General features: G+C 73.0%; 18 protein-coding genes and 1 pseudogene. 9 read left to right on the top strand and 10 right to left on the bottom strand.

What is annotated here, in order from left to right:
* Positions 1-55: 55 nt before the first annotated feature.
* Complete coding sequence (locus AB0I21_RS19550) at positions 56-1,732, top strand: MFS transporter (RefSeq protein WP_360562883.1); 1,677 nt, start codon at positions 56-58, stop codon at positions 1,730-1,732.
* Here AB0I21_RS19550 and AB0I21_RS19545 read toward each other — a convergent pair.
* The 4 genes from AB0I21_RS19545 to AB0I21_RS19530 all read right to left on the bottom strand — a co-directional run bounded on the left by AB0I21_RS19545 (position 1,680) and on the right by AB0I21_RS19530 (position 7,403).
* Positions 1,680-3,038 carry a hypothetical protein gene (locus AB0I21_RS19545; protein WP_360562881.1) on the bottom strand — a complete coding sequence of 453 codons (1,359 nt, stop codon included), beginning with the start codon at positions 3,036-3,038 and terminating at the stop codon, positions 1,680-1,682. The genes AB0I21_RS19550 and AB0I21_RS19545 overlap by 53 nt on opposite strands.
* A complete protein-coding gene (locus tag AB0I21_RS19540; protein WP_360562879.1) occupies positions 3,035-3,538 on the bottom strand; it encodes a SigE family RNA polymerase sigma factor in 504 nt (167 codons plus the stop codon). Before AB0I21_RS19540 ends, AB0I21_RS19545 begins: the two co-directional genes overlap by 4 nt.
* A 99-nt stretch (positions 3,539-3,637) precedes the next feature.
* Positions 3,638-4,885, bottom strand: coding sequence for a calcium-binding protein (locus AB0I21_RS19535; protein WP_360562877.1), 1,248 nt, complete (start codon positions 4,883-4,885; stop codon positions 3,638-3,640).
* 85 nt (positions 4,886-4,970) lie between these two features.
* Positions 4,971-7,403 (bottom strand): SpoIIE family protein phosphatase, encoded by a 2,433-nt coding sequence (locus tag AB0I21_RS19530; RefSeq protein ID WP_360562875.1) that lies wholly within the window; start codon positions 7,401-7,403, stop codon positions 4,971-4,973.
* A gap of 285 nt (positions 7,404-7,688) precedes the next feature.
* Between AB0I21_RS19530 and AB0I21_RS19525 the strand changes: the two genes are divergently transcribed.
* On the top strand, positions 7,689-9,425 hold the full coding sequence (locus tag AB0I21_RS19525; protein ID WP_360562873.1) for a S8 family serine peptidase: 1,737 nt from the start codon (positions 7,689-7,691) through the stop codon (positions 9,423-9,425).
* A 667-nt stretch (positions 9,426-10,092) separates the two neighbouring features.
* On the opposite strand, the gene AB0I21_RS19520 is transcribed toward AB0I21_RS19525, so the two are convergent.
* On the bottom strand, positions 10,093-10,878 hold the full coding sequence (locus tag AB0I21_RS19520) for a hypothetical protein (RefSeq protein WP_360562872.1): 786 nt from the start codon (positions 10,876-10,878) through the stop codon (positions 10,093-10,095).
* Positions 10,879-11,119: 241 nt separating this feature from the next.
* Positions 11,120-11,959: a hypothetical protein gene (locus AB0I21_RS19515; protein WP_360562870.1), complete on the bottom strand. Its 840-nt coding sequence runs from the start codon at positions 11,957-11,959 to the stop codon at positions 11,120-11,122.
* 219 nt (positions 11,960-12,178) lie between these two features.
* Between AB0I21_RS19515 and AB0I21_RS19510 the strand changes: the two genes are divergently transcribed.
* The 3 genes and pseudogenes from AB0I21_RS19510 to AB0I21_RS19500 form a co-directional block, all read left to right on the top strand.
* Positions 12,179-13,522, top strand: coding sequence for an extracellular solute-binding protein (locus AB0I21_RS19510; RefSeq protein WP_360562869.1), 1,344 nt, complete (start codon positions 12,179-12,181; stop codon positions 13,520-13,522).
* 78 nt (positions 13,523-13,600) lie between these two features.
* Complete coding sequence (locus tag AB0I21_RS19505; RefSeq protein ID WP_360562867.1) at positions 13,601-14,404, top strand: SAM-dependent methyltransferase; 804 nt, start codon at positions 13,601-13,603, stop codon at positions 14,402-14,404.
* A gap of 271 nt (positions 14,405-14,675) precedes the next feature.
* A pseudogene (locus tag AB0I21_RS19500) lies at positions 14,676-14,978 on the top strand (methyl-accepting chemotaxis protein); the annotation flags it as partial.
* Positions 14,979-15,031: 53 nt separating this feature from the next.
* Here AB0I21_RS19500 and AB0I21_RS19495 read toward each other — a convergent pair.
* Both AB0I21_RS19495 and AB0I21_RS19490 read right to left on the bottom strand, forming a co-directional pair.
* Entirely contained in the window at positions 15,032-15,178 is a 147-nt protein-coding gene (locus AB0I21_RS19495; protein WP_360562865.1) for a hypothetical protein, read from the bottom strand.
* Positions 15,179-15,300: 122 nt separating this feature from the next.
* Positions 15,301-15,924 carry a GNAT family N-acetyltransferase gene (locus AB0I21_RS19490; protein WP_360562863.1) on the bottom strand — a complete coding sequence of 208 codons (624 nt, stop codon included), beginning with the start codon at positions 15,922-15,924 and terminating at the stop codon, positions 15,301-15,303.
* A gap of 271 nt (positions 15,925-16,195) precedes the next feature.
* Here AB0I21_RS19490 and AB0I21_RS19485 point away from each other — a divergent pair, with 271 nt between their 5' ends.
* The 3 genes from AB0I21_RS19485 (at position 16,196) to AB0I21_RS19475 (ending at position 19,337) form a co-directional block, all read left to right on the top strand.
* On the top strand, positions 16,196-17,473 hold the full coding sequence (locus tag AB0I21_RS19485; RefSeq protein ID WP_360562861.1) for an extracellular solute-binding protein: 1,278 nt from the start codon (positions 16,196-16,198) through the stop codon (positions 17,471-17,473).
* An 80-nt stretch (positions 17,474-17,553) separates the two neighbouring features.
* A complete protein-coding gene (locus AB0I21_RS19480) occupies positions 17,554-18,438 on the top strand; it encodes a sugar ABC transporter permease (protein ID WP_360563042.1) in 885 nt (294 codons plus the stop codon).
* Positions 18,439-18,581: 143 nt separating this feature from the next.
* Positions 18,582-19,337, top strand: a complete 756-nt coding sequence (locus AB0I21_RS19475; protein WP_344500728.1) for a carbohydrate ABC transporter permease — start codon at positions 18,582-18,584, stop codon at positions 19,335-19,337.
* Positions 19,338-19,412: 75 nt separating this feature from the next.
* Here AB0I21_RS19475 and AB0I21_RS19470 read toward each other — a convergent pair whose 3' ends face one another.
* A complete protein-coding gene (locus AB0I21_RS19470; RefSeq protein ID WP_360562860.1) occupies positions 19,413-19,796 on the bottom strand; it encodes a hypothetical protein in 384 nt (127 codons plus the stop codon).
* Positions 19,797-19,869: 73 nt separating this feature from the next.
* Positions 19,870-20,511 (bottom strand): hypothetical protein, encoded by a 642-nt coding sequence (locus tag AB0I21_RS19465; protein ID WP_360562858.1) that lies wholly within the window; start codon positions 20,509-20,511, stop codon positions 19,870-19,872.
* Positions 20,512-20,647: 136 nt separating this feature from the next.
* Between AB0I21_RS19465 and AB0I21_RS19460 the strand changes: the two genes are divergently transcribed.
* Positions 20,648-21,520, top strand: a complete 873-nt coding sequence (locus tag AB0I21_RS19460) for an AraC family transcriptional regulator (protein WP_360562856.1) — start codon at positions 20,648-20,650, stop codon at positions 21,518-21,520.
* The last annotated feature ends 45 nt before the right edge of the window (positions 21,521-21,565 follow it).

Genomic DNA, 21,565 nt, shown 5'->3' with positions numbered 1-21,565 from the left:
AGCAGACGAGGTGGGCCGGCCGAGCGTTGCGTGGGGGTGCGGGGCTGATGGCACGATGCTGATGCGGCGGGTCGACCCGCCGGGCAGGGCGGCGCCGGTGGGCAGGGTCGGCGTCACGCTGGCCGTGGCCGTCACGGGCTACATCTTGCATTACTGGGCGTGGATGCTGATCGGCCCGCTCGGCCCGCAGCTCGGTTACCGCTTCGGCCTCGACGAGGGCGCCTGGGCACTGCTCGGCAGCGTGCCGCTCGTCGTCGGCGTGCTGCTGCGGGTCCCGGCGGGGGTGCTGACCGACCGGTTCGGGGCCAGAATCGTGCTGCCGGCGGTGAGCCTCGTCGCGGCCATCGCGGCGGGGGCCCTGGCCGTCGTCGACGGGCTCGCGGCGCTGATCGTCGTGGCGTGCGCCCTCGGCGTCGGGGGTGCCGGCCTGCCCGCCGCCGCGGGCGCCCTCGTGCGTGCCGTCGCGCCCGGCCGCCGGGCGTCCACGTTGAGCCTCCTCGCCGCGGGCATGTGCCTCGCCGCCACGGCAGGGGTCGCCGTGCGGGCCACGGTCGCCATCGACCGGGAGCACGGCCCGCTGATCCTGACGTGCGCGCTGCTCGGCCACGCCGTGCTGGCCGCCGCGGTGCTGCGCGACCGCCCCACCACCGGGCGGCGGCCGGGGGGTGCCTGGTCGGCCGTTCCCGCCCTGGTGCGCAGGCCGGTCACCCGCTATCTCGCCGTCTGGTACGGCGTCTCGTGCGGCGGCCTCGTCGCCCTCGACGTGTACCTGCCGGCGTACCTGCACCACACGTATGGCGTCGGCTGGACCGCGGCCATGCTGTTCGCGGCGGGCGCGGTCGGTCTCGGCGCGCTGGCCGGGCCGTTCGGCGGCTGGCTGTGCCGGCGGCGCGCACCCACCGCCGTGATCGGCACCTGCTTCACCGCCCTCGCCGCGCTGCTGGTGGTCCTGGCGTTCGAGCTGCCGCTCGCCTGGGCCGCGGGTCCGGCCCTCGGGGGCGTCGCGGTCGCGCTGGGCACCGCGTTCGGCAGCGTGCTCGCGCTCATCGGGCGCACCGCGCCGCCCGCCCAGGCCGGCACCATCACGGGCGTGATCGGCGCCGTCGGCAGCGGGGTCGGGCTCTTCCCGGCGCTGCTGCTCAGCACCGTGCACGACATCAACGGCTCCTACGCCATCGGGCTGATCCTGCTCGCCGCCGCCGCGGTCAGCGGCGCGACCAGCCTGCGGGCCCGGCGCGCCTGGATCGGCGCCGCCGTCGCCTTCCCCGCGCCGGCCGATGTCGCGGCCCAGGCCGACGACGCGTCGCAGGCCGCCACGACGATCGTGGCGCTGGAGGGGCCGCAGGTCCGCGCCTACCTCGGCGACGTCACCGCCGTCCTCGCGACCCTCGCCACCCGGCACGAGCTGGCGGTCGTCTGCCGGGACGGCGGCACGGGCATCGGGTTTCAGCTCGTCGCGGGCCTGCGCCGGCACCTGCCGGCGCACACCGTGCTGGCCATCACCGCCGAGACGCCGCCGCACCCGCACGAGACGGCGGCGATCGCGGAGATGATCGACGCGGGGAAGATCCCGGTCGTGCTCGTCGACGGCGTCGACCCCACGCCGACCGCACTGCTCCTCGCGGTGTCCGTCGACGCCGACCAGGTGCTCCAGCTGAGCCCCGACCGGGTCCAGGGGCTCATTCCGTTCCAGCGCCTTCCCGCGACGCACCAGCCCCTCGTCGGCGGGTGATCCGGCGGTACAGCAGGAACACCACGACGACCAGGAACACGCTGCCGCCGGCGGTGGTCACGGTGAACCACCCGGGCCACGGCCCGCGGTCCGGGTCGGCGGGGCGCATCACCAGCGACGGCAGCAGCCCGGTCGCCATGCGGATCTCGTACGCCTGGCACGTCTGCGTCCCGTACTCGCAGCTCTGCCCGGCGTCGAACCGGCTCAGCAGCGTGCCGGGCAGCCCGCCGTCCAGCGGCACGTCCCGCAGCTCACCGGGGCCCTCGCCGGCGGGGACCAGCGCGACGATCCGGTCGCCGGACCGCCACCCGAGCATCTCCTCGGCCGCGACCGGCTCCGGCACCGGCCCGCTCCCGGTGGCGTCGGCGAAGACGATCCGCCGGTGGTAGTGCACGATCCCGTCGCCGCCGCTGGAGGTCGTGGCGCCGGTCGCGGCGAGGAGACGGCCGTCGGGCGACCAGGCGGCGTTCATGGTGAGGATGTGCTCGGCGGGCAGGTCGACGGTCCGCGCCACCGCGCCGTCGAGGTCGACGATCTCGACCTGGGGCCCGGTCTGGACCGCGATCCGCTGCCCGTCGGGCGCGAACGACGCGGCGAAGACCGGGGTCACGCCGCTCAGCGTGCGGTGCCGGCCGGTGGTGAGGTCCACCAGGGTCAGCACGCCGGTCCGGCGGGACTCGCCGAGGGTGCTGTTGTACGGGTCGCCCATCGGCATCGGCACCGCCGAGTACGCCAGGGTCCGCCCGTCGGGGGAGAACGCGAGCGGCACCGCACCCGTCGGCGCGGGCAGCGGGACCGCCCGCCGGCGCCCGGTGGGCAGGTCGACGAGGGTCAGCGCGTCGACGGCGATCCGGTCCTCGGTGAGGACGGCGGTCGTCCCGTCCGGCGACAGCAGCCAGGGCCGGATGCCGCGGCGCCCTTCGGCCGCGTCCAGCTGCCGGTAGGTGTCCCGGTCGGCGCCGAGCGCGAGCGGCTGGAACTGGTTGAACAGCTCGCCGTTGCCGAACTGGTACAGCATGACGGCCCGCCCGCCGGGGGAGCGGCTGACGGTGCTGGTCAGCGACGAGTACGGCGCGATGTGGTCGGGCAGCGACGGCGTCGCCCCCGGCGCGGCCGGCACGACGGCGACCGGCCGCACGAGCGGCAGCAGCCCGAGGCCGGCGGCGAGCACGGCCACGACGGCGATCACCGCGGCGACCCGGCGGCGCCGCACGGACCTGCGCCCCCGCGCGACGAGGGTGTCGACGTACTGCGGAGGCAGTGGCGGCTCGTCGAGCGGCACCGACCGGAACAGCTGCTCGCTCACCGCGCCTCCCAGGCGTAGTCGGGCATGAGGCGGCGCAGCGCCGCGAGGGCGTAGGACGTCTGGCTCTTCACCGTGCCGGTCGAGCAGCCGAGGACCCGAGCGGTCTCCGCGACGTCGAGCCCTTCCCAGTACCGCAGCACCAGCACCGCCCGCTGCCCCGGCGCCAGCTTGGCGAGCGCCGCGTGCAGGTCGACCCGGTGCTCCAGCGCCGGCGCCACCGGCACGGGATCGGGCTCGGCGTCGGTGAACAGCCGCACGTTGCGCGCCCACCACGTGCCGCGCTGCTGCAGGTACACGTTGACGAGCACCTGCCGCACGTAGGCGTCCGGCGAGTCCGCGGCGCTGATCCTGCCCCAGTGCCGGTACAGCTTGATGCAGGTCGCCTGCACCAGATCGTGCGCCTCGTGCCAGTCCCCGCACAGATGGTAGGCGGTCCTGCGCAGCGCGAGCACCCTGTCGCTCACGTACTGCACGTAGGCGTGCTCCTCGTCGGCCCGCATCCGGCTCCCTCCCTGCTCACCTCCTGGATCGCAGCAACCACCGGATCGGTTGTGCCCGCCGCCCGGAAATTCTGCGGGATGCGGTGTCGGCGCGGAAGGTCAGGGGAGCTGGCCCGGAAACTCGCAGGCGGTCTTGCTGGCGCCGCCGGTGTCGGCGTGGCACCAGTCGATGTCGGCGCCGCCGTCGAGGGCGTCGTAGCCGGAGCCGCCGGACAGCGTGTCGGCGCCCTGGTCGCCGTGGATGGTGTCGCCGCCGGCGCCGCCGTGGAGGTCGTCGGCGCCGTACCCGCCGTAGATGGTGTCGGCGCCGTCGCCGTCGGTGATCGTGTCGTCGCCGCCGAGGCCGTACGAGACGTCGTTGCCGCCGAGCGGGTAGATGGTGTCGTCGCCGCCGGCGATGGGCAGCCAGTTGCCGCTCGGGTCGCCGCGCAGGACGTTCGCGGAGTCGTTGCCGTAGAGGACGTCGTCGGCGGAGCCGCCGGTGAGGTTCTCCACGGCGGCGCCGATGAGGTCGCCCTCGCCGGGTGCGCCGTCGTTGGCCAGGCCGTCCAGGCTGGCGGTGACCGGGACCGCGTGGTCGCCGTAGCTGACCGTGTCGACGCCGGTGCCGCCGTACATCGTGTCGGCGCCTTCGCCGCCGAGGAGGGTGTCGTCGCCGCCGCCCCCGCTGAGCAGGTCGTCACCGTCGCCGCCGCTCAGCGTGTTGGCCCCGGCGTCGCCGGTGAGCGTGTCGTCGCCGGGGCCGCCGACGACCGCCTCGACGGCGGCGAGACCGTCGTGCTCGGGGCCGCCGTCGCCGGTGCTCAGGTCGACGGCGACGGGTCCGGGGTGCTGTGCGTAGCTGACCGTGTCGGTGCCGGCGCCGCCGTCGATCTGCTCGCCGTGCGTGCTGGACGTGACGGTGTCGTTGCCGTTGCCGGCGGCCACGTTGGAGCCGGAGACGGTCACGCCGGTGAGGTCGATGGTGTCGTTGCCGTCGCCGGTACCGATGAGCCAGTGCACCGAGCCGCCGCCGATCACCGTGACCCGGTCGCTCCAGTCGCCCGGCTCGACGTGGATGTCGGGTGACATCGACACCGTGCACTGCGCGACCGTGTCGTCGCCCAGCACGGGGTGCGTACAGTCGCCGGAAACGCTGATCGGATGGATGTCGTCGATCGTCACGGTCGTGCCGGACTTCGTCACCACGACGTCGTTGGCGAACCCGGGGGCACCGCTGAAGGTCAGGTTGTGGGAGATGTCCGTGCCCGCCGATCCGCCGGGCGGCACGGCCGCCGCCGGCTCGACCGTGACCAGCACCGTGCTCATCGTCGCCGCCACAGTGAGCGCGGCCAGCCGTCGCATCATGCAGCCGTGGTACCAGCGACGGTCACCGGCCGCTCCGACGGGGTCAGCTATCCGACACGTTGCGTGACCAGGTTGGCATCCCCGGTCAGACGCGGGGCAGGTCGAACCAGACGAGCTTGCCGCCGGTCGGGACGAGCTCGGAGCCCCACGCGGCCGCCAGTTGCTCGATGATGTGCAGGCCGCGGCCGTTGTCGCGGTCGGCGCCGTCCGGTGCCGCCCGGCGCTCCGGCGGGCGGATGCTGGTGTCGTGGACGGTGACCCGCAGGTGTTCGCCCAGGCGCAGCTCGACGGTCACGTCACCGACGGTGTGCTGGATCGCGTTGGTGATCACCTCGTCGAGCAGCAGCAGCGCGTCGTCGATGATCGGTGCCTGCTTCCATGCGGTGAGCACGTCGGCGGCGAAGCGGCGGGCCGCCGACGCGCTGATCGCCTCGCCCCGGAAGCGGCGCCGCGCGGTCGGCGGCGCGGTCGGCACGGCGTCGCTGGTGAGGCAGAGGACGGCGACGTCGTCGGTGCGGGGCCGCGGGCCGACGTCGCTGCCGAGGATGTGGTCCAGGGTGCCACCGGGTTCGCGGGTCGGCGCGCTGCGCAGGGCCGCGCGCAGCTCCCGCAGCCCCTGGTCGATCGGGTGCCGGCGGTCCTCGACGAGGCCGTCGGTGTAGAGCAGCAGCGTCGCCGCCTCCGGGATCAGCAGCGTCGTGTCGAGGTAGACCGCGTCAGGGGTCACGCCGAGCGGCGGGCCGGGCCGCAGCTGCAACCGGTGCACGCCGTCGGCGGTGCGCAGCATCGGCGGCGGATGGCCGGCGGAGACGGCGGTGACGGTGCCCTCCGCGAGGTGCACCTCCAGGTAGCAGCAGGTCGCGATGGTGTCCGGGTGCAGGTCCAGCACCAGCCGGTTGACGTGGTGCACGACGCTGGCCGGGTTGTGCCGCTCGCCGGCGTACGCGCGCAGCGCGTTGCGGACCTGCCCCATCGTCGCCGCGGCCGCCGCGCTGTGCCCGGCGACGTCGCCGATGACGACGCCGACGGCCCCTTCGCCGAGGTCGATGATGTCATACCAGTCGCCGCCGACGTCGACGCCGTGGGTCCACGGCAGGTACCTGGCCGCGTGGCGCAGCCCCGGCACGCGCGGCAGCGTCGCGGGCAGCAGCGCCCGCTGCAGCGCGGACGCGAGCGTGGTGCGCGCCTCGAAGAGCAGCGCCCGCTGCAGCGCCTGGGCGCCGAGGCCGGCGAGGGCCATGAGCGTCGCCTGCTCGTCGTAGTCGAACTCGCGCGGCCTGCGGTAGCCGACGACGAGCGTGCCGAGGACCTCACCACCGACCGCCAGGGGCAGGAACGCCCAGGCCTGCCGCTCGCCCGCCGGCACCGCCACCGCCGGGTCCGGCTGCGCGGCCTGGAACTGGGCGAGGGACGTCAGGTAGAGCGGCTGCCCGGTCCGCGCGACCGCCGTCGCCGGATAGGGGTGGTCCAGCGGCAGCTCCCGCAGCTTCGCGACGACGTCGGGCTCGTAGCCGTCGTGGAACCGCAGCTGCAGCTGCTGCTCGTGCAGCAGCAGGAGCGCGAGGCCCTGGCCGCCCGCCGACGGGCGCAGCACCGAGCCGATCGCCGCATACACCTCGGCCGTCGTGCTGGCCGCGACCAGCGCCGTCGTCGCCGTCTGCAGCGCCGTGGCGCGGGCCGCCGCGTCCGTCGCGCGGGCGGCGGCCCGCTCGGCCTCCGCGGCGACGGCGGCGAGGTGCCGCTGCTGCCCGACCTGGTCGGTGACCTCCCGGAACGACACCGCCACTGCCGGCGTGCCGGCGTCGGCCCGCGCCCGGGCGACCTTCACCTCCCACACCTGGCCGACCTGCGGATACGGCCGCTGCTCCAGCCACGGCTCGCCGGTCTCGGCCACCGACCGGTACCGGTCGAACAGGCCGTCGTCCCAACTGCCGGGTGACACCTCGCTGAGCGGGTGCCCGATGACCTCCTCGGCGGTGCGGCCGACGAGCTTCGCGCCGAGCTGGTTGACGTAGTCGCAGACGAAGTCGACGATCGCGCCGCTGCCGTCGGTCACCGCCCGCAGCAGCGTGAAGCCGTCGAAGGCGGCGTCGAGGACGTCATACAGCCGGGTGCCAGCCGTCGACTGCGGCGCGACCGTCAGCTGCCGCAGGTCCACGAACCGCACCCCGAGCCCGTCACCCCACGGGCTGACCCGCATCTCGAAGTGCCCGGTCACGCTCGGCCGGTCGTAGTAGACCGTGCGGGTGACGGGTTGCCGGGTCTCCACGACCTCCCGGTAGAGCGGCAGCGTCCCGTCGTGCACGGTCTCCGGCCACAGCTCCCGGTAGCGCCGGCCGATCAGCTCCTCGCGGGACCGGCCCGCGAACCGGCAGCCGGCGTCGTTGATGTACACCATCTCGAAGTCGACGATCTCGCCGTCCTCGCGCACCGCCGTGGCGAGCACCCAGCCCTGCCGGTCGTCGTCGAGCATTGCCAGCAGTCGCGCATCGCGCGGCGCGCCGCCGTCCTCGCCCAACGGGCCTCTCCTTCTCCCCGGTGCGTCCCGGTGACGCCCTGTCATCCTCCCGCATCCGCCGCGCGCCGTCGAACCAGCGCGACGCGGACCCCTCGTCGGTGCCGGGAGCTTCGCAGACGGCGGGCTCGGTTGCGGGACGGGTGCGAGCCGGGTGCGAGCAGGGTGCGGAATCGGGCGATGTGGCGGTGGTAACCACGAAACGGGACGGGACCGGCTGATCGGACGACAGTCCCGGGCCCGCGGGGGCCTCACGATCGAATGACCGCACCGTCAGATGGAGGTTTGATGCGTTCAGGTTCCCTGATCCGGGCCGCTGTTGCCGCGACCGCGGCGACCGGTCTGCTGGCCGGGCCGCTCGTGGGGCCGGCGGCCGCGGCCGTCCGCACGGGGCACGCCGCCGAGGCGTCGGTGGCGGTGATCGTCCGGCATGACGGGTCCGGCGGAGCGGAGGCCGCCGTAGCCCGGGTGGGAGGCACCGTGGGGCAGCACCTCGACCTGGTCGGGGCGTTCACCGCGACGATTCCCGCGGGCGCGCTCGCCGCGGTGAGCGCCGCGCCGGGGGTACGGGCGGTCACGCTCGACGGCGCGGTGCGCCTGCAGGGCGAGGAGTGGAACGCCGACAAGGACCAGCACTCGATGTACAGCCTGACCCAGTCGATCGGGGCGCAGGACGTCTGGTCGGCCACCGACGCGTCCGGCGCGAAGCTGACCGGTCAGGGCGTCGGCGTCGCCGTCATCGACTCCGGGATCGCGCCGGTCGCGGGTCTCGACACGCCGGGGAAGGTCGTCAACGGCCCCGACCTGTCGTTCGAGTCGCAGACGCCCGCGCTGCGCAACCTGGACACGTTCGGGCACGGCACCCACATGGCGGGCATCATCGCCGGCCGCGACAGCGGGGTCGCGGCCGGCAAAGAGGCGGACAAGAAGCGGTTCGTCGGGGTCGCGCCGGACGCGCACCTGGTCAACATGAAGGTCGCCGCGGCCGACGGCGCCGTCGACGTCTCGCAGGTCATCGCGGCGATCGACTGGGTCGTGACGCACAAGGACGACCCCGGCCTCAACATCCGGGTGCTCAACCTGTCGTTCGGCACCGACTCGACCCAGGACCAGCGCCTCGACCCGCTGTCGTACGCGGTGGAGGCGGCCTGGAAGAAGGGCATCGTCGTCGTGGTGTCCGTCGGCAACGACGGCCTCCAGGAGTCCCGTGTGGGGATGCCGGCGCAGAACCCGAACGTCCTGGCCGTCGGCGCCGCCGACCCGCTGACCACCGCGGACCGCTCCGACGACGTCGTCGCGGACTTCAGCACCGGCGGCTCCGCGGCCCGCCACGCCGACCTCGTCGCGCCCGGCAAGTCGGTGGTGTCGCTGCGCGTGCCCAACGCCTTCATCGACGCCGCCTACCCGCAGGCGCGCATCCCCGAGGACCCCGACCAGCGGTACTTCCGTGGCAGCGGCACCTCGCAGGCCGCCGCGGTCGTGTCCGGCGCCGCCGCGCTGCTGCTGCAGCAGCGCCCCGGGCTCACCCCCGACCAGGTGAAGAAGCTGCTGACGGGCACCGCCGACGCCATGCCGGCCGGTGACACGCTCGCCCAGGGCGCGGGCCAGCTCGACATCGCCGCCGCCGTGAAGGCGCCGACCCCGGCCGCCGCGGCGCAGGGCTACCTGCCGGCGACGGGCCTCGGCTCGCTGGAGGCGTCGCGCGGCACCTCGCACGTGGCCGACCCCGACACGGGCGCCGAGCTCACCGGCGAGGTCGACATCATGGGCCAGGCGTGGACGCCGGCCGGCTGGGCACAGGTCTGCACGACGGGCACCGCCTGGAACGGCGACACGTGGAACGGCCGCACGTGGTCTGGCCGCACCTGGTCCGGCAGCAACTGGGCCGGTCGCACCTGGTCGGGCCGCACGTGGTCCGGCGCCGTCTGGGACGGCCGCACGTGGTCGGGCCGGACCTGGTCGGGTCGCACGTGGTCCGGCCGCACCTGGTCGGGGCAGGCCTGGTCCGCGAGCTACTGGGGCTGACGCGTCCCGGCTCACCGGCTCCCGGTCGCAGGGTTTCCGACCCCGCGACCGGGAGCGTTTTGGTGCTGCCGCCACGCTGGTCCGCCGGCGGCGGCCGCGCGGGGAACGGCGGTGGTCAGCGCCCGGAGTGGCGGTCGGCGGCGTCGGTGCCGCCCAGCCAGCGCAGCCAGCGGTAGGCGGTGCGGACGCGCCTCATCGCCGCCGGCCCTGGGGACGGGGCTGGAGCCGGAAGACCAGCGGGGGAGCGACGTCGCCGGCCGGTCCGCCACCCGGGAAGGGGACGGCGACGACGACGTACGCCGAGTCGTAACGGTGTCTGTCTGCGGTGGATGGACGTTTGCGGGCACGCGGAGCCGACATCACGGGTTCCTCACGAAGTGGTTCGGGGGCGAACACATCCCGCGTCGCGCAGGGGTCGCCGGAAGGAAGCGGGCGTGAGTCAGGCGGGACAGCTGGCCGACCACACTCGACCGAAGTCGATGTGGTCGCGGGTCCACAGTGGCGTGCTGGCCATGCAAACAGTGCAGCAGCGTCGATGCGCGGCTGTCAACGACCCGTCGCGCTCGTCACGAAGCCGGCCCGGGCGTGGACTAATTGATACTTAGTAGATAGGATTACTGGGAAACCGTGTGGGGTGCGGCGGCCACCGCACCCCACCCTGGGAGCTTCACTCGAACAGCTTGTAGACCGAGTCCGGGGCGGTCACCGCGCCGGCCGGCGCGGTGACCGGCTGGACCGAGCCGAAGCCGGCGAAGGTCAGCCGGATCGACAGCTCCGGGTCGATCGCGTCGCCGTCCACGGCGAACTCGGTCAGCCGGCCCTTGGCGTCGACGGTCGCCGTGAACGGGACCGCCTTGGCCTTCGCGCCGGCCTTGCGCACCGCGTCGTCCGGGGGCGCCAGGATGGTGTCGGCGGCCGTCACGTCGACGGTGCCCTTGTAGTGTTTGGCATCGGTCCGCTCAACCTCGCCCAGACCGCTCTCGCACAGTTCGGTGATGCCCAGCCGCGGTGCGCCGGCCGGGTCGATCGGCAGCGTCGCCGCGGCGCCGACCTTCGACCGGTCGACCCGCATCCAGTGCGCCGCGTCGACGCCCCACGCCTTGTTGAGCTGCGCGCCGAAGTCGGCCTTGACCCACAGCTCGGGCGCGATGACGGTGTACGCCACGGACATGTCGATGGACCCGACCCGGCCGCCCATGGACATCGTGGCGGCCTGGTCCGCGGGGTCGATCCTGCCCCCGCCGGTCTTCGCGCCCTGCTTGATCTCGAACGTGTAGGCGGTGCTGCCCAGTTCCCGCACGGCCGCCAGCAGGGCCTCCTTCGGCGGCAACGCGGCCGCGGGCGAACCGACGACCTGGCCCGCCGCCGGCGTCCCGGCCTGTGTCTCGACCTTGCAGCCGGTCAGGCCGGCCCCTGCCAGGACGAGCACGAACAACGCGGTTATGTGTCGCATGCTGAGATTGCCTCCGTATCAAGGTGCGCCCCAGGCTCGGGGGCGCAGCCGCACGGACGGTATCGGCCCGCCGCCATGCCCCCGAGCGGCCGGAAGCCGTGGTGCCGCAGGTCAGCGCGATCGGCCTCATTTCCGTGACACGACTTGTGTCGACTATCCGTCCCCGGCTCCCGTGCTCAAGTGGAGGGTCGTGCGGCCGATGGACGGGGCGTGCTCAGGGTTCTGGCGGCGACGGCGGCCGTCAGCGCTTGGAGTGATAAGCGGCCCTGGCGCGCAAGGTGTCGCGCAGCCGGGTCCGCAGGTGGTGGCGCAACTGTCGCGCGTCGGAGGTCGCGGCGGGCCCGGCCGGGCCGTCGATCAGCCGGAAGGTGCGGATGCGGCGCCGGTACGCCGTGGCGACGGCGCTCATCACCTCGACCGCCACGCCGGGCCGGCCGTTCGACGCGAGGGCCGCGGCGAGCCCGGTGAGCACTCCGGCGTCCTCGGGTTCGAGGAGGCCGGAGGCGGGCTCCGCCCGCAGCCACACGGCCAGCCCCTCCCGGGTGGCCGCGGCGGCGTCGTCGGCGCGACCCAGGCCGGTGTGGACCGCCGCGAGGCGGGCCAGCGCCCGCGCGAGCAGCTCCGGCGCCGCCTCCCGGGCCAATTCCACCGCTTCGAGGGCGTGCGGAAGGGCATCCTCGTCCCGGCGGAATCCGGAGACCAGCAGGAGCGCGCGGATCAGGTCGGCCCGGCTCGCGGGCAGGAGGTCACGGAACCGGTCGGCCGCCTCGAGGCCCGCGGCGAGTGCCTCCCCTCGGCGGCCGACCGCCCACAGCGCACGGGCGTGGACGGCGAGGGTGCCGGCCAGCTCGCCGCTGTAGTAGTCCGGGTCGTCGGCGAGGACGGCGCGCCACGCGGCGATGGCCGTGCGGGCCGATTCGAGCGCGTCCCCGGGCCGCCCTTCGTCGAGCAGCAGCACCGCCAGCTCGTGCAGCGGGCCGGCCACGCCCGCCCGGCCGGCCGGACGGCCAGGCGCGACCAGAGCGGCCTGGCGCGCCCTGTCGCGGGCGGCGGCGACGGCGAGCACGAACAGCACAGTCATATGTCTCATCTGGCGAAGGCCTCCGTTTCAGGCTGCACCCCCAGGCCCGGCGGCGCAGCGGCACGGACGGTATCGGCCGGCCACCACGCCCCCGACCAGCCGAAAACCGGATCGGCGCAGGTGTGCGCGGTCGGCCTCATTCGCGTGACACGACTTGTGTCGACTATTCGCCTTGGTCGCGGGGCTCAAGTGGAGGGTCGTGCGGCCGATGGACGGGGCGTGTTCAGGGTTCTGGCGGTCGCCGTCGTCGCCGCGCTCGCGATGTCCGGGTGCGCCGGAGGCGGTGACGGTGCGAAGGAGACCGTCGGGTACGCCGCGGACCAGCCGCCCGTCACGATCGACTTCTGGTACATGCCGTCGGGCGGGCCGCTGCAGGAGAAGGCCGTGGCCGAGGAGGCCAAGGAGTTCCACGCCGCGCACCCCAACATCACCGTCAACCCCGTGCGGGTCGTCTGGGAGGACGCGCTCACGCGGCTGAGCACCGCGTCGGCCAGCGGCGAAGGCCCCGACGTCACCCAGCTCGGCACCACCTGGGTCGGCGGCTTCAGCCAGCTGGGGGCGCTGCGCCCCTACACGGCGGCCGAGATCGACGCGGTCGGCGGGCAGACGGCCTTCACCGCCGCCAGCTGGAGCTCCAGCCATCTCATCGGATCCCCGGACACGACGGCGATGCCATGGCTGGTCGACGTGCGGGCGCTGTTCTACCGTACCGACGTGCTCAAGGCCGCCGGTCTGGACGCGGCCACGGCGTTCGCCACGTGGGAGTCGCTGGAGGCGGCCCTGCAGCGGATCCAGGCCACCGGCGGCGGGGTCGCGCCGCTGGCGATCGGCAACGAGAACACCTTCGGCATCATCCACAACGTGGCACCGTTCGTGTGGAGCGCGGGCGGGGACCTGCTGGACGCGGCCGGCACCGCGTCGCGCCTGTCCGAGCCGGCGGCCGTCGACGCCGTGCGCTACTACCAGCGGCTGGTCGCGCGGTTCAACGACCCGCAGGTGGCGCGGATGGTCTCCAACGACGTGCCGGCCGCGTTCGCCGCCGGTCGCGGCGCTGTCACCATCGACAACTCCCAGTCCGTCGGCGACTTCCTGGCCGACCCGGACCGCCCCGGCCTGCGGGCCGGCTGGGCGACCGCGCCGCTGCCGGCGGGCAGGGCCGGGCGGTTCGGCTTCCTCGGCGGCTCCAACCTGGCGATCCTCAAGGACGCGAAGCACCCCGGGGCCGCCTTCGAATGGGTGCGGTTCCTCACCGGGAAGCAGAGCCAGCAGCGGTACGCCGTGAGCACCGGCCTCTGGCCCGCGCGCTCGGAGGCGGTCGCCGGGACGAGGCTGGAGACGGAGCCCGCGTACGCCGCGTTCCGCGAGATGATCGGCCACGGCAGGATGTACCCGTCGGTCGCCGCGTGGATCGTGGTGGAGAGCGTGATCGCCAAGGACTTCGCCGAGCTGTGGCACGCGCCGGGGGAGCTGACCCGCGACGAGGTCCGCTCGATCCTGGCCAAGACCAGCGCCGACATCGACGAGACCCTGGCCGATCCGGGCCGGACCGGCATCGGCGAGTAGTCCGGGCGGTGGTTGGTGTTGTTGTGACGAACCGCTAAGTTCGGTCACGACACAGCACGCCGCCTGGAAAGGATGCCGGTGGACAGCAGCGAGCAGAGCCGGATCGACACCACTGTGCCGCACCCGGCGCGGCGGTACAGTTACTGGCTCGGCGGCAAGGACCACTTCGCAGCTGACCGCGAGTCCGGCGACGCGATCGCCGCCGCCTTCCCGGCCGTCGTCGCCCTGGCCAGGGCCAACCGGGCGTTCCTGCGCCGCGTCGTGCACTTCCTGGCCGAGGCCGGCGTCCGGCAGTTCCTCGACCTCGGCACCGGCCTGCCCGCGCCCGACAACACGCACGAGGTCGCGCAGCGGGTCGCCCCCGAGTCGCGGGTGGTCTACGTCGACAACGACCCGATCGTGATGGTGCACGCCCGGGCGCTGCTGCAGGGCGACCCGTCCGGCGCGACCGCCTACCTCGAGGCCGACGTCCGTGACCCCGACTCGATCCTGGAGCACCCGAGCCTCCTCGAGACGCTCGACATGACCCGCCCGGTCGGCGTCCTGCTGATCACCACCCTGCACTTCGTGCACGACGACGAGCAGGTCGCCGCCATCGTCAAGCGCCTGGTCGACGCGGTGCCGTCCGGTAGCTACCTGGTGATCACCCACGGCACGATGGACTTCAGCACCCCGCAGGGCATCACCGCGTATGAGCAGATGTTCGCCGCCGGCCGCACCGACGTCCGCGCCCGGCCCCGCGCCACCCTCGAGCGCTACTTCGCGGGCCTGGAGATCGTCGAGCCCGGCATCGTCCCGGTCGGCGACTGGCGCCCCGACACGGATCAGCGCCCGGTCAGCGAGGACCTGCAGATCTACGCGGTGGTCGCCCGGAAGCCGTAAAGTTGCAGGGTTCGGCGCCGGTTGGTCGCAAGTACGGCCGCCGCACCGACCGGAGGGGTCACGTTGGGCCTGCTGCGAGCACGTGGTCGAGTCCAGGAGCCCGACTCCGCGTTCCCCAGGGACGTGGAGGCGTTGGAGCAGTTGGTCGTAGCCCTGGAGCGGGCGGCCGACGAGGCGTCGACCTGGCGGATCACGGTCGAGTCGCTGGTCGGCTCCTACGGGTTCCTCTGCGGCGCGGTCTGGCTGCCAAGTCCTCGGGCCCGCCCGGCGTTCGATCGCCGACCAGACGAACCTGCTCGCCCTCAACGCCACCATCGAGGCCGCCCGCGCCGGCGACGTCGGCAAGGGCTTCGCGGTCGTGGCCGGCGAGGTCAAGGATCTCGCCCGTGAGACCGCCACGGCGACGCAGAAGGTCGCCGAGCAGATCGCCGGCATCCAGACCAACGCCCAGTCCGTCACCGACGGCATCCACGTCACCAGCGAGACCATCGGCCAGATGGACACCGTGCAGGCCCGCATCAACGAGGTCCTCGAGGACCAGGCCCGCATGGCGAAGCTGCTCGAACGCGGCTGAGGTCCCTCGCGCGACGAAGGCCCGGCCGGATCGGCCGGGCCTTCGTCAGTGCGTCACTTCTGCGAGCCGGACTTCGGGGCCTTCTGCGACAGCGCGCTGCCGGCGGCCTGCTTGTCCGCGTTGGTCGCGTCGGGGTCGCGCAGGACCTCGCTCGCCGCGGAGGCCGCCTTCTCGCTGGTCTGCTTGGTGTTCTCAGCCATGAATACCGCTCCTCGCATTCGTTGCCGATCGGCGCCGCGCCGGGGGAGGCGCGACACACCACTTAGGAGAGTGGTTGCCCGCTACGGCGCCGGTTCAATCAGCCCGCGTGGATCGCGGCCGACTATCCGGCGTCGCGCCCGCAGGTTCTGACCATGCGGTGGTGGCCCCGGCCGCGTCGGTAGCCGAGCCGGTCGTTGACGGCGAGCATCGGGCCGTTGGAGGCCTCGACCTCGGTGCGCAGGTGCTGGATCCCGGACCGGGCCGCCTGTCCGGCGGCGTGGAGCTTCAGCGCGCGGGCGATGCCGTGGCCGCGCCAGGAGCGGGCGACGGCGGTGTAGTCGTTGCAGGCGGTGTGCGGGTCGTCGGTGGCGCGCAGCTGGCACACGCCGACGACCCGCTCGTCGTGCGGGGCCTCGTCGTGCGGGGCCTCGTCGTGCAGGGCGAGGAACAGCCAGTCTGGGCGGCACCTGTCGCCGTCGACCACGCCGGCGGGCGTCCATGGGGCGCGCCAGGCCACGGCGTACCCGACGAGGCCGCCGTCGCCCGGACAGACGTACCGGACGCGGTCATGCCCCACCACCCTGCCCTCGTCGTCGGTGGACAGCGCGCCGTGCGGCGGCATCGCGGCGTCCTGCCCGGCGAGGTCCTCTGCGGTGACCGTGTCGCCGCAGCGGGTCAGCAGGTCCGCGACCGCGGCGTAGTCGGCGGGCGCGCGCATCGCACGGATGATCAAGTCGGACGGCACCGGCGAAGGCTAAGCCGCCGCAGGCCCGGCGTCAGCCGAATATCCATCGATCGACCGCGTCCGGCCTTGAGAAGCCGAGGTGGCGAGTTTCGTCAAGTCTCTTCAAAAGTCTGGGCCATGAGCCGTCACATCACAGTTTGATTGCCGTGAGTTGACAGAACAGCCTGTACGGGACGAAGGTTCGGGCAGGTCTTTCAATCATGCTCGAACATGTTCGACCACACACCGACATCTCTCAACACCCCCGTGTAATCCCCGCACAGGAGGACACATGCGCGTCAAGACGCGTGCGCTCGTCACCGCCGCCGGCCTCGCCCTCGCCCTCGTGGTGAGCGGCTGCGGCGCCGACGACGGCGACGGCAGCAGCAACGGCAGTGGTGGCAGCAAGAAGGTCGAGGTCTTCACCTGGTGGGCCGACGGCGGTGAGAAGGCGGGCCTGGACGGCCTCGTCGCGCAGTTCAAGACCGACTGCTCGCAGTACGAGTTCGTCAACGGCGCGGTCGCCGGCGGTGCCGGCTCCAACGCCAAGCAGGTCCTCGCGTCCCGCCTGCAGCAGAGCGACCCGCCGGACACGTTCCAGGCGCACGCCGGCGCCGAGCTGTCCGACTACATCAAGGCCGGCCAGATCGAGGACCTCAGCGCCCAGTACAAGGAGTGGGGCCTGACCACGGCGTTCCCGAAGGGTCTCGTCGACAGCCTCACCGTCGGCGGCAAGATCTACTCCGTGCCGGCGAACATCCACCGCGCGAACGTGCTGTGGGCCAACAAGACCGTCCTCGCCAGCGCGGGCATCACCGCGCCGGCGAAGTCGCTGCCCGAGTTCTTCACGCAGCTGGACACGTTGAAGGCCAAGGGCATCGCGGCGCCGCTCGCGCTGGGCAAGGACTGGACGCAGCAGATGCTGTTCGAGGCCGTGCTCATCTCCGACCTCGGCGCCGACAAGTTCAACGGCCTGTGGAGCGGCAAGACCGACTGGGCCGGCGCGGACGTGACGACCGCGATCAACGACTACAAGAAGCTGCTCACCTACAGCAACAAGGACCGCGACACGTTCGACTGGACCGACGCGGAGAAGCTGCTCATGGAGGGCAAGGCCGCGTTCCAGCTCATGGGTGACTGGGAGGCCGCCGACCTCGACGCCAAGAACTTCAAGGACTACAGCTACTCGGTGTTCCCGGGCAACGGCGACGCCTACCAGTGGCTGGCCGACTCGTTCGTGCTGCCGAAGAACGCCAAGAACGCCGAAGGCACCAAGTGCTGGCTGAAGACCCTCGGCTCCGCGGCCGGGCAGAAGGCGTTCAACGTGAAGAAGGGCTCCATCCCGGCCCGCACCGACTCCGTCGCGACCGACTACCCGGCCTACCAGCAGGCCGCGATCGCCGACTGGGCCAAGGGCACCCCGGTCCCGTCCTGCCCGCACGGCTCGGCCTGCTCGCAGGGCTGGCAGGGTGCGGTCGGCTCGGCGCAGGGCAAGTTCTCCAGCGACGGTGACGTCGCTTCGCTGCAGAAGGCGCTCGTCGCCGCCGCCAAGCAGTTCGCCGGCAAGTAGGTGTCTTCGCGCCGGGGCTTTGGACAAAGCCCCGGCGCGTCGGTGATTGGAGAACGTTGACCACCAAGAACACGGCCCGGATGCGCCGGTGGGCGCCGGGCCTGCTGCTGCTGTCCCCCTCGCTCGTCGTGCTCGGCGTCTTCGTGTACGGCCTCATCGGCTGGACCACGAAGCTGTCGCTGACCGACGAGCACGACGCGTTGGGCAGCAAGGGATTCGTCGGACTGAAGAACTTCGTCGACCTCTTCACCGAGGACATCAACGACCGGTTCGTGCACTCGCTCAAGAACCTGCTCGTCTTCACCGTCGTCTTCATGCTCGGCGCGTTGCTGATGGGCCTGCTGTGGGCGTTCCTCCTGGAGCGCGGCGTGCGCGCCGAGGGGTTCTTCCGGGCGGTGTACCTGTTCCCGATGGCCGTGTCGTTCGTCGCGTCCGGCGTCGTGTGGCGGTGGCTGATGAACTCCGGCACGGGTGACGCCGCCGGCGGCCTGAACCGCATCTTCGCCGACCTGCACCTGGGCTTCCTGCAGAACCCGTGGTGGACCGACCCCGACTGGGGCATGGCCGCGATGGCCCTGCCCGCGATCTGGCAGCTGTCGGGCTACGTGATGGCCCTGTTCCTGTCCGGGTTCCGCGGCATCCCCGCCGAGCTGCGCGAGGCCGCCGCGATGGACGGCGCCTCCGGCTACCAGCTCTACCGGCACGTCATCTTCCCGCAGCTCACCCCGACCGCACTGTCGGCGCTGATCATCCTCGGGCACATGTCGATGAAGATGTTCGACCTGATCATGTCGGTGTCGGGCGCCCAGTGGATCACCGAGGTCCCCGCCGTGTACGTGTGGCAGACGCTGCTCACCAGCGACTACGCCAAGGCCGCCGCGATCTCGGTCATCCTGCTGCTGCTCGTCGCGGTCGTCATCATCCCGTACCTGGTCTACAACAACCGCGTGGAGCGACGCTCATGACCGCCACCATCCCACGCGACGCCGCCGACGCCGCCACGGTGCCGTCCCCCGGCCGCAAGCCGAGTGGCGGGATCAACCGCCGCTCGCCGCTCGGGCGGGTCATCACGTACGCGCTGCTGCTGCTCTTTCTCGTCATCGTGCTGATGCCGGCGTACGTGCTGATCGTGACCAGCCTGAAGTCGGGCCGCGAGATCGGCGTCAACGGCCAGTGGAACCTCCCGCACGAGTGGACGTTCGCGTCGTGGGAGAAGGCGTGGACGTCGCTGCGGCCGTCGTTCATCCGCACGTTCGAGCTCGCCGTCCCCGTCGCGGTCATCTCCTCGATCCTGGGCGCCGCCAACGGTTTCGTGCTGTCCCGCTGGCGCTTCCCCGGCGCCGACGTGGTGTTCACGCTGATCCTGTTCGGCATGTTCATCCCGTACCAGGCCGTCATGATCCCGCTGCGCTCGATCGTCCACGACATCGGCCTGCCGCCCGGCATCCCGACCCTGGTCTTCGTCCACTGCGTCTACGGCATCCCCATCTGCACCCTCATCTTCCGCAACTACTACGCCACCACCGTGCCCGTCGAGCTGATCGAGGCGAGCCGCGTCGACGGCGCCGGCATGCTCCGCACGTTCGGGTCGGTGATCCTGCCGCTGTCCGCGCCCGGCTTCGTCGTCACGGTGATCTGGCAGTTCACGTCGGCCTGGAACGACTACCTGTTCGCCATCTTCATGTCCAACACCCGCAACGGCCCGATCACCATCGCGCTCAACGCCCTCGCCGGCGCCCAGTCCCCGGACTACGCCGCCTCGATGGCCGGCGCGCTGATCGCGTCGCTGCCCACCCTGCTCGTCTACATCGTGCTCGGCCGCTGGTTCATCGGCGGTCTCATGGCAGGCTCCGTCAAGAGCTGACTACGTGCCCCGCGGCGGGCTCGGCGCATCCGGGCCGAGCACCGTCGCGGGCTCCTCCTCCGCGTTCGTGCCGGCCTACCGGTCGGCTGCGGCCCCGCGGTCCGCCAGCGTGGCGACGACCTTGGCGAGCGCCTCCTGCTGCGCCGGGCCGAGGTCGCCGTCGATCTCCAGCTCGACGTCGCCGGCGGTCAGCCTGATCCGTTTCGCGGCGTGCCGGTTGATGAACGCGACCGCGATCTGGCTGATCGCGGTGACGGTCGCGGCGGAGAACACCCCGGCGACCGCGAGCTGCCCGATCGTCTGCGCGGCGCCGGACTTCGCCCCCTCCGGCGCCGGCCCGGTGACCGGCACGGCGTCGACCCCCGCACGCCACAGCTCGGCGCCGAACAGCCGGGTGGCCTCGTCCTGCGCCCCCGCGTCGTCGGGGAACAGGCTCACAACGGTCAGCTTCACATCCATGCGGACCATTGTGCTGGCCGAAGCCCGCCCCGCGGAGTCACGACACCGGGGAACGACGCTCCGGCCGGCGCGCTCAACCGCTGACGGCCCGGCGGGACTGCTTCGCTTCGACGGCGACGAGCTCGTGCAGCCACTCGCCATCCGGGCGCCCGTGCCGCTCGGTGTGCTCGCGGCGGATCTCGGCGACGTGCCCGCCCGCCGGGAGCCTGGTCGCGTCGAACGTCACGACCGTCGCCGGCCCGGAGCGCAGCCACGCGGACGGGTCGAGGCCGAACTCCGCCATCGCGGCGAACACGCCGTCGCCGCTGCTGTCGACGAGCGGGAACTCCTCCTCGCACGGCAGCGGCGCACCGATCGCCATGCCGAGGGTCAGCCCCGCGAACGACATGAACGCGTGCCGGACGAGGTCACCGTCGCGCGCCACCGTCAGCCAGTACGAGCCGGAAACCGTCTCCGCGCCGGCGCCGACGACGGTGCCCAGCACCTTGGACATCTCGATGATCATGTCGGCCGCGTCGGACAGCATCATGGACGTGTCGACCAGGAACGCCCGGCCGTCGCCGCCGCCGAGCAGCAGGCCGAACTCGCCGGCGTCCGCGTCGGCTGTCCGGTCGACCACGGCGCCCGGCGTGAGCTCACCCGCGTGCCGGGACAGCTCCTCCAGCAGCGCGGCGGGTTCGGCGGTGGCGACGAGGAATCCACAGTGCAGGCCCATGGGGTCGCACCTTAGCCGCCGCAACGGTGTCGGTGTGTCCCGTGGCGGCGACGGTGGCGGATGATCGGATCGGTCCGCAGGTGTCGGGCGCGACCGGCCCGTCGGCGGCGAGGCTGGACGTCGAAGGGAGGCCACCGTGATCGCAGCGCTCAACCGGCTCGTGGACCACATCGAGCGGCAGCTGACCGGCGAGCTCGACGTCACCGGGCTCGCCGGGGCGGCCGGCACCACGGAGTACCACCTGCGGCGGATGTTCTCGTCGCTGGCGGGGATGCCGCTGTCGGAGTACGTGCGGCGGCGCCGGATGACGGTGGCCGCGGCCGACGTCGTGCAGGGCGGCGACGACCTGCTCAGCATCGCCGTCCGGTACGGGTACACCTCGACCGAGGCGTTCGGGCGGGCGTTCCGGGCGGTGCACGGCGCCGCACCCGGCGACGTCCGGCGGGACGGTGGCCCCCTTCGCACACAACCGCAGGTCAGGTTCCGCCTGACCGTCGAAGGGAGCAACCCCATGGACACCCGCATCGTCGAGCGGCCCGCGTTCCGGCTCATCGGGCACGCGGCCCGCGTGCCGCTGATCCACCACGGCGTCAACCCGCACATCCAGGAGCACATCGCCGCCCTGCCGCAGACCGAGCACGTCCGCCTGAAGGCGCTGAGCGACACCGAACCCGGTGGCCTGCTGCAGGTCACCGACGACGTCGACCCCGACGCCGCCGAGGGCACCGAGCTGACCTACCTGCACGGCGTCGCCGTCGCTCAGGGCTCGGCGGTTCCGGAGGACCTCGACGCCATCGAGGTCGCAGCCGGCCGGTGGGCCGTGTTCCGCACCAGCGGCCCGTTCCCGCAGACGCTGCAGTCGACCTGGGCGGCGACCGCCACCGAGTGGTTCCCCTCCAACCCGTGGCGCCTGCGGCCGGGCCCTTCCATCGTCTCGATCCTCGACCGTGCCGCCGACTTCGCCACCGCGACCTGCGAGCTCTGGCTCCCGGTCGAGCCGGCGTCATGACCGGCTGACCAGCCAGCCCCGCGACGGCGCTCGGCCCGAGCGCCG

Source organism: Dactylosporangium sp. NPDC050588 (assembly GCF_040654975.1).
Lineage (GTDB): Bacteria > Actinomycetota > Actinomycetes > Mycobacteriales > Micromonosporaceae > Dactylosporangium > Dactylosporangium maewongense.
The sequence above is the reverse complement of the archived record's forward strand: the minus strand, read 5'-3'. Positions and strand labels throughout refer to the sequence as shown.